The sequence below is a fragment of the Sanguibacter suaedae genome (assembly GCF_016342785.1).
Lineage (GTDB): Bacteria > Actinomycetota > Actinomycetes > Actinomycetales > Cellulomonadaceae > Sanguibacter > Sanguibacter suaedae.
Genome location: NZ_JAEINH010000005.1, coordinates 139,122 through 151,474, shown reverse-complemented (window position 1 = coordinate 151,474; position 12,353 = coordinate 139,122). Strand labels below are relative to the sequence as shown.

The following is a 12,353-nucleotide window of genomic DNA, read 5'->3' as shown; positions in this document are numbered from 1 at the left end:
GCCGAAGCCATGACCCTCTCCGTCCGTGTCATCCCCTGCCTCGACGTCGACGCAGGCCGCGTCGTCAAGGGCGTGAACTTCGGGAACCTCCGGGACGCGGGCGACCCGGTCGAGCTCGCACGGCGCTACGACGCCGAAGGCGCCGACGAGCTGACGTTCCTCGACGTGTCGGCGTCCTCGGGCAACCGGGAGACCACCTACGACGTGGTGCGCCGCACCGCCGAGGAGGTGTTCATCCCGCTCACCGTCGGGGGAGGTGTGCGCTCCGTCGAGGACGTCGACCGCCTCCTGCGGGCGGGCGCGGACAAGGTCGGGGTCAATACCGCGGCCATCGCGCGCCCCGAGCTCGTCTCGGAGATCGCCGACCGCTTCGGCAGCCAGGTGCTCGTCCTCTCCGTCGACGCGCGCCGTACCCTCGAGGGGACCACCACCGACTCCGGATACGAGGTCACCACCCACGGGGGGCGACGCGGCACGGGGATCGACGCCGTGGCGTGGGCCGTGCGCGCAGCAGCCCTCGGGGCCGGTGAGATCCTCCTCAACTCGATGGACGCCGACGGCACCTACGAGGGCTACGACCTCGAGATGTTCGCCGCGGTGAGGTCCGAGGTGAGCGTGCCCCTCATCGCCAGCGGGGGCGCGAGCTCCGCACGCGACTTCTCGGCAGCGGCCGGCGCCGGGGCGGACGCCGTCCTCGCAGCCAGCGTCTTCCACTTCGGGAAGCTCACCATCGGCGAGGTCAAGGCCACCATGGCCGACGACGGCGTGACCGTACGGCTCTAGACGGACGACGGTCCGGGGAAACGCTCGGCGAGAGCGGCGACGTCCTCGTCGTACCCCTCGACCACGACGCGCGCCGACGCGCCCCGACCGAACGCGTGCAGCACGAGCTCCTCCACCTGTCCGCGGACGACGACCGTCCCGTGCCCGCCACGGGCGGGCGGCTTGCGCACGGCAGCGCGCGGCCCGTCCGGCACGACGAGGACCACACCGACCGGCGCCCGGGCGTAGAGCAGCCTCGCGCCGAGGCGCAGCTGACGCCACAGGGCGTCCCGGTGCGCGTCCGAGAGCTCACGCCTGCCCGACGTCGGGTCCGGCCCGGCGAGCAGCACGTCGTCCGTGTGCACCCTGAGCTCGAGGACGTTGACGAGCTCGCCCGCCCACCGGCCCGGCGCCCAGAGCGGCGGGGCCTCGGCGACGTCGGCGACGAGTGCGGCGAAACCCTCAGGGGTCCTGCTCCGCGCGGCGAGCGCGTCGATGCCTCCGGGGGTCGCCGACCAGGGTCGGCGGTCACGCAGGAGGACGTGCGCCGCGAGGTGCTCGGTCCGCCACCCCTCGCACAGCGTCGGGGCACCAGGTCCTGCCTCGGTGAGCGCACGTACCAGCTCGGCGCGCTCCTGGACGTTCCACGGCGTGTCCTGCGAGGTCCTGCGATCGGTGGGCATAGGACATCGTGGCACGGCCCGCGGCGTCGCGCTGTGAGAAGATCGCTCCATCCCACAGGAAGGACGACCGTGACTCCCCATGCCCTCCAGGGGTCCCGTGCGCGCCGCTCCGCGGTGCTCGTCGCCCGGGGGATCAAGGCAGAGCCGCGCGTCTACGGGTGGGCCATCGCGGCGTCCGCCCTCTTCGGCGGCCTCACCGTCGCGGTGAGCCAGGTCCTCGGCGCGGTCACCGACTCGGTCGTCGTCCCGGTGCTCGCGGGTGACGAGCCGGCCTCCCGCGCCTGGGCCGGAGGAGCCGCGCTCGCGGCCGTCGCGGTCGCCCTCGCCGGGAGCGTCGCCGCACGGAGGATCTGGGCCGGGATCGGCATGGCGAACCTCCAGTCACGGCACCGCAGAGGAGTCACGCGCCGGTACCTCGAGCTCCCCATGTCGTGGCACCGCGCCCACCCCACCGGCCAGCTCCTGTCGAACGTCAGCTCCGACGTCGAGGCCGCCACCGGGGTCTTCAACCCCCTGCCCTTCGCGCTCGGCGTGTGCGTGATGATCCTCGTCGCCGCCGGGGCCCTGCTGCGGCTCGACGTGTGGCTCGCCGTCGCGGCGCTCGTCGTCGTCCCCGCAGCGATCCTCGCGAACGTCGTCTTCCAGAAGCACATGTCACCTGCAGCGACCCGCGCCCAGCAGCTGCGCGCGGAGGTCGCCGACGTCGCCCACGAGAGCTTCGAGGCCGGCGTCCTGGTCAAGGCGCTGGGTACCGAGGGCCGTGAGGAGCGCAGGTTCGCGCAGCGGACCGCGACGCTCAAGGACGCGAACGTCCGCGTCGGCTCGGTGCGAGCCGTGTTCGACCCGGTCATCGAGATCCTCCCGTCGGTCGGGACGCTCCTCGTCCTCCTCGTCGGCACGCTCAGGGCGTCCGCCGGCCACGTCGACACCGGCGAGGTGGTCTCCGCCGCCTACCTGGTGACCATGCTCGCCGTGCCCGTCCGCGCCTTCGGTTGGGTCCTCGGCGAGCTCCCGCGCGGGCTCGTCGGTCACGACCGGGTGAGCCAGGTCATGGACGCACGCGGGGCGCTCGCCCCCGGGACGGTCCTCCTGGACGAGGCCGGCGCGCGACCCGAGGGTCTCGACGTCCGCGTCGACCACGTGGACGTCACCGTCCCCACGGCCACCGGGCCCGCGCACCTCCTGCGCGACGTCTCGCTCCACGTCCCCGCCGGGAGCACCGTCGCCGTCGTCGGGTCCACCGGGGCCGGCAAGACGACCCTCGTGTCCCTCCTGAGCCGCCTCTCCGACCCCAGCGAGGGCCGCGTCCTCCTCGACGGGACCGACGCGCGCACCGTCGCGCCGGGCTCGCTCGCGAGCACCGTCGCGTTCGTCGCGCAGACGACGTTCGTCTTCGAGGACACCATCCGGGCCAACGTCACGCTCCGCGACGTCGGTGACGACGACAGCCCCACCGACGACGAGGTGTGGGCGGCTCTCGAGACCGCGCGCGTCGCCGACGTCGTCCGCGCGCTCCCCGACGGCCTCGACTCCCCCCTCGGGGAGAGGGGCGCCAACCTCTCGGGCGGCCAGCGTCAACGCATCGCCCTCGCACGGGCCCTCGTCCGCCGCCCCCGCCTCCTCGTCCTCGACGACGCGACGTCCGCCGTCGACCCCCAGATCGAGCAGGCGATCCTCGCGGGGCTCCGGTCGAGCACCGGCACCACCGTCGTCATGGTCGCCTACCGCATGTCGAGCGTCGCGCTCGCCGACCACGTGGTCCACCTCGAGGGCGGCGCCGTCGTCGACGAGGGCACGCACGACGAGCTGCTCGTCCGCGACGACGGGTACCGGGACCTCGCGCTCGCCTACCAGCGCGAGGCCGCGCGCCGAACGGAGACAGCATGAGCACGCAGGCCGACGAGCCCGCTGCGGACCACGGGTCCATCGCGTCCACGAGCGGCCTGGGCGTCCTCGCCACCCTCCGGCGCGGGCTCCAGGTGTCGCCCGAGATGCTCGACGGCGCGCTGCTCACCCTCCTGCTCGCCGTCGTCGCCGCCTGCGGCAGGGTCGTCGTGCCGCTGGCCGTCCAGCAGACCATCGACACGGGCATCCTCGCCGACGGCGGCGTGGACAGCCGTCGTGTGGTCTGGCTCGTCGCCGGCGCCGCGGTGCTCCTCCTGGCGGCCGGGCTGTCGTCGACCCTGGTCAACGTCCGGCTGTTCCGCGCCACCGAGGCCGGGCTCGCCAGCCTGAGGGTGCAGGCCTTCCGCCACGTGCACGACCTGTCCGTGCTGTCGCAGAGCACGGAGCGACGCGGGTCCCTCGTGTCCCGCGTGACCTCGGACGTCGACACGATCTCCCTGTTCGTCCAGTGGGGCGGGATCCTGCTCCTGGTGTCCGTCCTCCAGCTGGCCGCGGCGACCGTGCTCATGGCGGTCTTCTCGTGGCAGCTGACCCTCGTGGTCTGGGCCTGCTACGTGCCCCTGTTCTTCCTCCTCGGACCCGCGCAGCGACGCGTCAGCGTCGCCTACACCGCAGTCCGGGCGAAGGTCGGCGCCATGCTCGGTGCGGTCTCGGAGGCCGTCGTCGGGGCGGAGACCATCCGCGCCTACGGCGTCGCCCGCCGCACGGAGCGCCGCATCGACGCCGCCATCGAGGACCACCGTCGAGCAGCCGTCCGTGCCCAGAAGCTCGTGAGCGTCGTCTTCTCCTCGGGCGTCCTCGTGTCCAACCTCGTCCTCGGCGTCGTCGTCGTGGTCGGGGCGTTCCTCGGTGTGGGCGGAGGCCTCACGATCGGGCAGCTCGTCGCGTTCCTCTTCCTCGTCCAGGTCTTCACCCAGCCGGTCCAGATGGCCACCGAGATCCTCAACGAGCTCCAGAACGCCGTCGCCGGCTGGCGGCGCGTCCTGGCGGTCCTCGAGACCCCCGTGCTCGTCGCCGACCGCGGCGCGTCGGGCACCACGACGCCGCGCGGGCCGGCCGCCGTCGAGCTCTCCGGCGTCGCCTTCGCCTACCCCGGCGGTCCGGACGTCCTGCACGACGTGGACCTCAGCCTCCCGGCACGCACCCGCGTCGCCGTCGTGGGGGCGACCGGCTCGGGGAAGACGACGCTCGCCAAGCTCGTCACCCGGCTCATGGACCCCACCCGCGGTCGCGTCCTCCTGGACGGCGTCGACCTCCGGGACGTCCCCGCCGGCAACCTGCGGGAGCGTGTGGTGATGGTGCCCCAGGAGGGCTTCCTCTTCGACGGCACCCTCGCGGAGAACATCGCCTACGGTCACCGCGGCTCCGACCCGTCGGGCGAGCCGTCCCACGACCCGCGGACGGCGGGCATGCTCGCGGACGCCCTCCGCGACCTCGGGCTCGAGGACTGGGTCGCCGACCTGCCCGACGGGCTCGACACCCAGGTGGGTCAGCGCGGCGAGGCGCTGTCGACGGGGGAGCGGCAGCTCGTCGCCGTGGCGCGCGCGTACCTCGCGAGTGCCGACCTACTCGTCCTCGACGAGGCCACCTCGGCCGTCGACCCCGCGGCGGAGGTGCGGCTCGCCCGTGCCCTCGACTCGCTCACGCACGGGCGCAGCACCATCACCATCGCCCACCGCATGTCCACCGCCGAGGCCGCAGACCTCGTCGTCGTGATGGATCAGGGGCGCGTCGTCGAGGTCGGCAGCCACGCCGAGCTCGTCGCGCGCGGAGGCGTGTACGCCGGCATGCACGGCGCGTGGGTGGCGCAGGCGCACTGACCCCGCCGACGGCCGCCGACGTGGGAGGATTCTCGGGTGTCCACGACCCACGCGCCCCGCACCCCGGAAAGCTCTCTCGACCCGGCCGTCGCCGCTCGTCTCTCCCGTGACCCGGCCGGTCTCGTCGCCGCGATCGTGCAGCAGCACGACACCGGTGAGGTCCTCATGCTCGGCTGGATGGACGACGAGGCCCTCGCGCGCACGCTGACCAGCGGGCGCGTGACGTTCTACTCCCGGTCCCGGCAGGAGTACTGGCGCAAGGGGGACACCTCCGGGCACGTCCAGTGGGTGCGGAGCGTCGCGCTCGACTGCGACGGCGACGCTCTCCTGGTCCGGGTGGACCAGGTGGGTGCGGCGTGCCACACGGGGGAGCGGACGTGCTTCCTCACGGGAGGTGACCTCGGTGCCGTGGTCGCCGCGCCGGGGGAGGGCGCCGGCAGGGCCGACCAGGCGCCCGTACCGACCATGACGACCAGCACGACGACGGACGAGGAGCACGGACGATGACGACGACGAGCACCACCCCGCCGAGCGTCGGCTCCCTCGCCTGGGGCGCGAGCTGGCCGGACCTCGGGGAGTTCCGCCGGCTGGCGGAGTCACGACGGGTCGTGCCCGTCGTGCGGCGACTCCTCGCGGACGACGTCACCCCCGTGGGGCTCTATCGCACCCTCGCGGGCGGGCGTCCCGGCACCTTCATCATGGAGTCCGCGGAGATCGACGGGAGCTGGTCGCGCTACTCGTTCATCGGCGTGCGCTCGCGCGCGTCCCTGACGGTGCGCGACGACGAGGCCGTGTGGTCCGGTGACGTCCCGGCGGGCATCCCCGTGTCCGGCCCCCCGCTGGAGGTCCTCGACGCGACGCTGCGTGCGTTGCACACCGAGGCGGTCGACGGGCTGCCCCCGCTCACCGGTGGCCTCGTGGGCGCGCTCGGGTGGGACGTCGTGCGCCGGTGGGAGCCGACGCTGCCCGCCACGGCGCCGGACGAGCTCGGGGTCCCCGAGATGACGCTCCTGCTGGCCACCGACCTCGCGGTCGTCGACCACGTCGACGGAAGCGTGTGGCTCGTCGCCAACGCCATCAACTTCGACGACACCGACGAACGGGTCGACGAGGCGCACGCCGACGCCGTCGCGAGGCTCGACGACATGGAGGCGCGGCTCGTCGCAGGCGCGGGCGGCGGCGGGGCCGACGTGCTGCGCGTCCTCGCGGACGCGCCTGAGCCGACCCTCGAGTTCCGGTCCACCCGGGAGGAGTTCGAGGCGGCCGTCGTCGCCGGGAAGGAGGCGATCACCGAGGGGGAGGTCTTCCAGGTGGTGCTCTCCCAGCGCCTCGACCTCGAGTGCACGGCCTCGCCCCTCGACGTGTACCGCGTGCTGCGGACCATCAACCCGAGCCCGTACATGTACTGCTTCCAGCTCGTCGACGCCGAGGGGAACGACTTCGCGGTGGTCGGGTCGAGCCCCGAGACCCTGGTGAAGGTCGCCGACCGGCGCGTGGTGACCTTCCCGATCGCCGGGTCGCGTCCGCGCGGCGCCACGCCGGAGGAGGACGTGCGGCTCGGCGAGGAGGTCCTCGCCGACCCCAAGGAGGTCGCGGAGCACATCATGCTCGTCGACCTGTCCCGCAACGACCTCGTCAAGGTGTGCGAGCCGACGAGCGTCGAGGTCGTGGAGTTCATGGCCATCAAGCGGTTCAGCCACATCATGCACATCTGCTCGACGGTCGTGGGTCACCTGCGTCCCGAGGCGTCCGCCCTGGAGGTCCTGCGGGCCACCTTCCCCGCAGGGACCCTCTCGGGGGCGCCCAAGACGCGCGCCATCGCGCTCATCGACGAGGTGGAGCCCGCGTCCCGTGGCATCTACGGGGGCACCGTGGGGTACTTCAGCTTCGACGGGACGATGGACATGGCCATCGCGATCCGCACCGCGCTCATCCGCGGCGACCGTGCGAGCGTCCAGGCCGGCGGGGGCGTCGTCGCGGACTCCGTGCCCGCGCTCGAGTACGAGGAGTCGCGCAACAAGGCCGCGGCGGCCGTGCGTGCCGTGCAGATCGCGAGCCGTCTCCGGGCACGACGGTGAGGGTTCCCACCAGGAGGACTGCGGTCCTCTCCGGGGTGCTCCTCGGTGGTGCGGCGCTGCTCAGCGCGGTCCCCGCCTGGATCACCACGACGAGCAGCACCGCGCTCGGCGAGGAGGTGTCGGTGACCGTCACCGGGACGCAGGCGGCCCCGGGAGTCACCGCGGCCGCGCTCGTGGTCCTCGCCGCGAGCCTCGCCCTCGGCCTCGTGGGTCGTGCGGGTCGCTGGGTGGTCCTCGGGTCGGTAGCCCTGGGCGGGCTCGTCGTCGCCGCCTCCGCGGTCCTCGTGGTGACCGATCCCCAGGGGCCGGCACGGTCCGCCGTCGCCGAGGTCACGGGCGTGGTCGGCCCGGTCGGCGAGGTGGACGTCGGGGTGGCACCGTTCCTCACGGTCGTCCTGGGGGTGCTGCTCGTCGTGCTCGCGACGGCGGCCGCGCTCGGGGCAGGTCGGTGGGACGGGAGGTCGCGCCGCTACGACGCCGCCCCGGGCGTCGGTGCCACCCCCGTGGCTGCCGAGAGCTCCGAGGGTGCCGTCCGGTCCGCCGGCTCGCGGGAGCCGGCGGGCGACGCCGTGCTCGACGAGCGCGACGCCTGGGACGCTCTCACCCACGGCGACGACCCGACCTGACGGGCCGGGCCGCCGCGGGCATCCTCCACCCCACGTCCAGCGGTGCTGCTGCCGTTCGATAGGCTGGGTCCACGTTTCGATGAAAGGCACGATCGATGGCTGACAACTCTCCTCGCACCGAGCTCTCCTACCTGCCCCCGTCGGTGCCCCCGGCCAACCACGGTCACACCCGCGCCGCGTGGTTCACCACGGGCGTGGTGGTGCTCGGTTCCGTCGTCGCGGGCGTCGCGATGTGCTTCGCCATGGTGTGGCTCGTGTGGGTCGGTGCTGCGATCGTCCTCGTGGGAGCGCTCGGCGGGAAGGTCCTGTCCGTGGCGGGATACGGGCAGCCTCGCCTCGGCACCACGGACCCCAACGAGCGTCGCTGACGCGCGTCCGCGGAGCCGTGTCCGCGTCTCACGGGTCGTCGAGTTGCCGACCGCCCGCCGGAGCGGCCCTACGATGGCACGGTGCGGTTCCTCCGACGGCGCGGGACGACAGGTGCCCAGGGCGTCGACGGACGGGGCGCTGCGGTCGGTCGTGGTCAGGTGTTCGGGGAGAAGAGGCGTCATGACGGTACTCGATGACATCATCGTCGGAGTTCGCGAGGACCTCGCGGTCCGGGAGGCCGCGACGCCGCTCGCGGTCCTCAAGGAGACCGCCCGGCGTCAGCCCGGAGCGGTGGAGTGCCTCACGCGGCTGAGCGGCAAGGACGCCGTGGCGGTCATCGCCGAGGTCAAGCGGTCGAGCCCCAGCAAGGGGGCCCTCGCGCCCATCACCGACCCTGCGTCCCTCGCCCGCGAGTACGAGAAGGGCGGGGCGTCGGTCATCTCCGTGCTCACGGAGGAGCGACGGTTCAAGGGGAGCCTCGCGGACCTGCGTGCCGTGCGTGCTGCGGTGGACGTGCCGATCCTCCGCAAGGACTTCGTCGTCTCGCCCTACCAGGTGTGGGAGGCGCGGGCGCACGGCGCGGACCTCGTGCTCCTCATCGTCGCCGCCCTCGAGCAGACGGTCCTCGAGTCGCTCGTCGAGCGCGTCCACTCACTGGGGATGACGGCGCTCGTCGAGGTCCACACCCCCGAGGAGGTCACGCGGGCCGTCGACGCCGGAGCTCGCCTCATGGGCGTGAACGTGCGCAACCTCAAGACGCTCGAGATCGACCGGAGCCTCTTCGCGCGGCTCGCGCCGTCCGTCCCCGACGGCATCGTCCTGGTCGCCGAGTCCGGTGTCCGCGGCCCCCACGACGTCATGGACTACGCCCGCTCCGGGGCGCACGCCGTCCTGGTCGGCGAGGCGCTCGTCACGGGGGAGTCCCCACGCTCGGCGGTCGCGGACCTCGTGGCGGCAGGGTCCCACCCGTCGCTGCGTGCCGTGCGTCACTGATCTCCACCGTAGCCAGCAGACCGGCCGACGCGACACCCGCGCGCCGGGACGTACTTCGTACCAAGGAGGACACGACCGTGCCTGAATCCCTGCAGAACCTGCAAGGGCCGTACTTCGGCGAGTTCGGTGGACGATACGTCCCCGAGGCGCTCATCGCGGCGCTCGACGAGCTCGACACCGAGTACCAGCGGGCCGTCGCGGACCCGGGGTTCGCGACCCAGCTCGCGGACCTCCACCGGTCGTACAGCGGCCGCCCGAGCATCATCACCGAGGTGCCCCGCTTCGCTGCGCACGCGGGCGGCACACGGGTCTTCCTCAAGCGCGAGGACCTCAACCACACCGGTTCGCACAAGATCAACAACGTCCTCGGGCAGGCACTCCTCACCAAGCGCATCGGCAAGAAGCGCGTCATCGCCGAGACGGGTGCAGGCCAGCACGGGGTGGCGACCGCCACGGCCGCCGCCCTCTTCGACCTCGAGTGCGTCGTCTACATGGGCGAGGAGGACACGCAGCGCCAGGCGCTCAACGTCGCGCGCATGCGCCTCCTGGGTGCCGAGGTCGTCCCGGTGACGACCGGATCCCGGACGCTCAAGGACGCCATCAACGAGGCGCTCCGCGACTGGGTGACCAACGTCGACTCCACGAACTACGTCTTCGGCACCGCCGCCGGACCGCACCCCTTCCCGGCGATGGTGCGCGACTTCCAGCGGATCATCGGTGTCGAGGCCAGGCAGCAGATGCTCGACCTCGTCGGGCGTCTGCCCGACGTCGTCGCGGCGTGCGTCGGGGGAGGGTCCAACGCGATCGGGATCTTCGACGCGTTCCTCGATGACGAGGCCGTCCGTCTCGTCGGGCTCGAGGCCGGCGGTGACGGTGTGTCGACAGGGCGGCACGCGTCGAGCATCACCGGTGGCGTTCCAGGAGTGCTCCACGGCGCACGGTCCTATCTCCTCCAGGACGAGGACGGCCAGACGAAGGAGAGCCACTCGATCTCCGCGGGCCTCGACTACCCGGGCGTGGGGCCGGAGCACTCGTACCTGTCGAGCATCGGCCGGGCCGAGTACCGGCCGGTCACGGACAGCGAGGCCATGGAGGCGCTGCGCCTCCTGTCCCGTACGGAGGGCATCATCCCCGCCATCGAGTCCGCCCACGCCCTGGCGGGTGCGATGCGGCTCGGCCGTGAGGCGCAGGAGGCCGGACGCGAGGAGATCATCCTCGTCAACCTCTCCGGCCGGGGGGACAAGGACGTGGCCACCGCCGCGCGCTGGTTCGAGCTCGTGGACGCCGGTGCCGACCTGGGTGCGGAAGGGGTGGACGCATGAGCGCCACCGCGCTGAGGATCGACGAGCTCAAGGGCGAGGGGCGCGCCGCCCTCGTCGGGTACCTCCCCGTGGGATTCCCCACGGTCGACGAGTCGGTCGTCGCCGTCGAGGCGCTCATCGAGTCCGGTGCCGACATCATCGAGCTCGGCATCCCGTACAGCGACCCCGTCATGGACGGGGCGACCATCCAGCACGCCGTCGACGTCGCGCTCTCGGCAGGTGCGCGGGTCAGGGACGTCTTCCGGGTTCTCGAGGCGGTCTCCGGGCACGGTGTGCCGGTGCTCGCCATGACGTACTTCAACCCCGTCCTGCGGTACGGCGTCGAGGCGTTCGCCCGGGACCTCGCCGCAGCGGGGGGAGCGGGGCTCATCACCCCGGACCTCATCCCTGACGAGGCCGCGGAGTGGACCGCCGCCGCGGACGCGCACGGCCTGGACAAGGTGTTCCTGGTGGCCCCGAGCTCGACGCCGGAACGCCTCGCGTCGACGGCCGCCGCCTCCCGCGGGTTCGTGTACGCGGCGTCGACGATGGGGGTCACCGGCGAGCGGGCGACGGTGGGTGCCCGGGCGTCGGAGCTCGTCGCGGCCACCCGCGCCGCCGGTGCGGAGCGGGTGTGCGTGGGGCTGGGCGTCTCGCGGCCGGAGCAGGCCGCCGAGGTCGGGCGCTACGCCGACGGGGTCATCGTCGGGTCGGCGTTCGTCCGGCCGCTCCTGGGCGAGGGGACCTTCACGCAGCGGGTCGACGCGATGCGTGCCGTCGCCGCAGGACTGGCGGAGGGTGTGCGCACGGCTCGCGTCGACGGGGGTGTCGCGTGAGCGTCGTCGAGAGCGTCACGGTCCTGGCGTCGATCCCGAGCCCCAGCCAGGGGACCTGGCACATCGGGCCGGTTCCGCTGCGCGCCTACGCCTTCGCCATCCTCGCCGGGATCTTCATCGCGGCGTGGATGACCGACCGTCGCTGGAAGGCGCGCGGCGGCGAGGCCGACCAGGTCTACGAGATCGCCTTCTGGGCGGTGCCCTTCGGGATCGTCGGCGGGCGCCTCTACCACGTTGTGTCCTCGCCTGACGCGTACTTCGGGGAAGGCGGCGACCCGCTCAAGGCCTTCGCCATCTGGGAGGGCGGGCTCGGCATCTGGGGCGCCGTCGCCCTCGGCGCCGTGGGCGCCTACATCGGGTGCCGGCGTCTCGGCGTACGGTTCGCGGTGTTCGCCGACGCCCTCGCCCCCGGCCTACTCGTGGCGCAGGCCGTGGGACGGCTCGGGAACTGGTTCAACCAGGAGCTCTTCGGCGGCCCCACGACGCTGCCGTGGGGCCTGGAGATCGACGCCGCGCACCTGCCGATCGACCATGACCCCGGCACGCTGTTCCACCCCACGTTCCTCTACGAGCTCCTGTGGAACCTCGCCGCGGCCGCGCTGATCGTGGTCCTGGACAGGCGCTTCAGGCTCGGCCACGGTCGCGTATTCTGGCTGTACGTACTGACGTACACGATCGGACGCCTGTGGATCGAGATGCTGCGGATCGACCCCGCGGAGCTGGTCCTCGGGCTGCGACTCAACGTGTGGACGTCCGTCGTCGTCGGGATCGGGGCATTGATAGCGTTCGTCGTTGTCGGGCGCCGGAACCCCGGGCGTGAAGAGAGTGTCTGGGTCACGGCCGCCACGCCGGACCCGGAGGATGTCGACCGGTCAGAACCCACGCCGGCCTGACATGAACGATGATCGATCGAGCGTCGACGAACGTCGGCGCCTGTCGTCATGTCCAGGGCCGACGACGTCCCGCAGATCTTTCCCAGC

12 protein-coding genes are annotated in these 12,353 nt (G+C 72.9%); 11 read left to right on the top strand and 1 reads right to left on the bottom strand.

All coding sequences use genetic code 11. The annotated features are described in order from the left end of the window. The first annotated feature begins 9 nt into the window (after positions 1 to 9). Positions 10 to 783 (top strand): imidazole glycerol phosphate synthase subunit HisF, encoded by a 774-nt coding sequence (gene hisF, locus JAV76_RS07950; RefSeq protein ID WP_198733507.1) that lies wholly within the window; start codon positions 10 to 12, stop codon positions 781 to 783. Here the strand turns inward: hisF and JAV76_RS07945 are convergent. Then, complete coding sequence (locus tag JAV76_RS07945; protein WP_198733506.1) at positions 780 to 1,445, bottom strand: TIGR03085 family metal-binding protein; 666 nt, start codon at positions 1,443 to 1,445, stop codon at positions 780 to 782. The two genes, hisF and JAV76_RS07945, sit on opposite strands and share 4 nt — an antisense overlap. A 69-nt stretch (positions 1,446 to 1,514) precedes the next feature. On the opposite strand from JAV76_RS07945, the gene JAV76_RS07940 reads away from it, so the two are divergent. The 10 genes from JAV76_RS07940 (at position 1,515) to lgt (ending at position 12,266) form a co-directional block, all read left to right on the top strand. Next, a complete protein-coding gene (locus JAV76_RS07940; protein WP_198733505.1) occupies positions 1,515 to 3,332 on the top strand; it encodes an ABC transporter ATP-binding protein in 1,818 nt (605 codons plus the stop codon). Beyond that, positions 3,329 to 5,170, top strand: a complete 1,842-nt coding sequence (locus tag JAV76_RS07935) for an ABC transporter ATP-binding protein (protein WP_198733504.1) — start codon at positions 3,329 to 3,331, stop codon at positions 5,168 to 5,170. The genes JAV76_RS07940 and JAV76_RS07935 overlap by 4 nt, the downstream gene beginning before the upstream one ends. A 36-nt stretch (positions 5,171 to 5,206) precedes the next feature. After that, positions 5,207 to 5,677: a phosphoribosyl-AMP cyclohydrolase gene (gene hisI, locus JAV76_RS07930; RefSeq protein ID WP_198733503.1), complete on the top strand. Its 471-nt coding sequence runs from the start codon at positions 5,207 to 5,209 to the stop codon at positions 5,675 to 5,677. Then, positions 5,674 to 7,248: an anthranilate synthase component I gene (locus JAV76_RS07925; protein WP_198733502.1), complete on the top strand. Its 1,575-nt coding sequence runs from the start codon at positions 5,674 to 5,676 to the stop codon at positions 7,246 to 7,248. The genes hisI and JAV76_RS07925 overlap by 4 nt, the downstream gene beginning before the upstream one ends. Continuing rightward, positions 7,245 to 7,874 carry a Trp biosynthesis-associated membrane protein gene (locus JAV76_RS07920; protein ID WP_198733501.1) on the top strand — a complete coding sequence of 210 codons (630 nt, stop codon included), beginning with the start codon at positions 7,245 to 7,247 and terminating at the stop codon, positions 7,872 to 7,874. The genes JAV76_RS07925 and JAV76_RS07920 overlap by 4 nt, the downstream gene beginning before the upstream one ends. A gap of 95 nt (positions 7,875 to 7,969) precedes the next feature. Then, positions 7,970 to 8,242 (top strand): HGxxPAAW family protein, encoded by a 273-nt coding sequence (locus tag JAV76_RS07915; RefSeq protein ID WP_198733500.1) that lies wholly within the window; start codon positions 7,970 to 7,972, stop codon positions 8,240 to 8,242. Positions 8,243 to 8,423: 181 nt separating this feature from the next. Further along, on the top strand, positions 8,424 to 9,236 hold the full coding sequence (gene trpC / locus JAV76_RS07910; protein WP_198733499.1) for an indole-3-glycerol phosphate synthase TrpC: 813 nt from the start codon (positions 8,424 to 8,426) through the stop codon (positions 9,234 to 9,236). 77 nt (positions 9,237 to 9,313) lie between these two features. Next, positions 9,314 to 10,558 carry a tryptophan synthase subunit beta gene (gene trpB / locus JAV76_RS07905; RefSeq protein WP_198733498.1) on the top strand — a complete coding sequence of 415 codons (1,245 nt, stop codon included), beginning with the start codon at positions 9,314 to 9,316 and terminating at the stop codon, positions 10,556 to 10,558. After that, positions 10,555 to 11,373 (top strand): tryptophan synthase subunit alpha, encoded by an 819-nt coding sequence (trpA, locus tag JAV76_RS07900; RefSeq protein ID WP_198733497.1) that lies wholly within the window; start codon positions 10,555 to 10,557, stop codon positions 11,371 to 11,373. Before trpB ends, trpA begins: the two co-directional genes overlap by 4 nt. Next, on the top strand, positions 11,370 to 12,266 hold the full coding sequence (gene lgt / locus JAV76_RS07895) for a prolipoprotein diacylglyceryl transferase (protein WP_198733496.1): 897 nt from the start codon (positions 11,370 to 11,372) through the stop codon (positions 12,264 to 12,266). The genes trpA and lgt overlap by 4 nt, the downstream gene beginning before the upstream one ends. Positions 12,267 to 12,353: the final 87 nt, after the last annotated feature.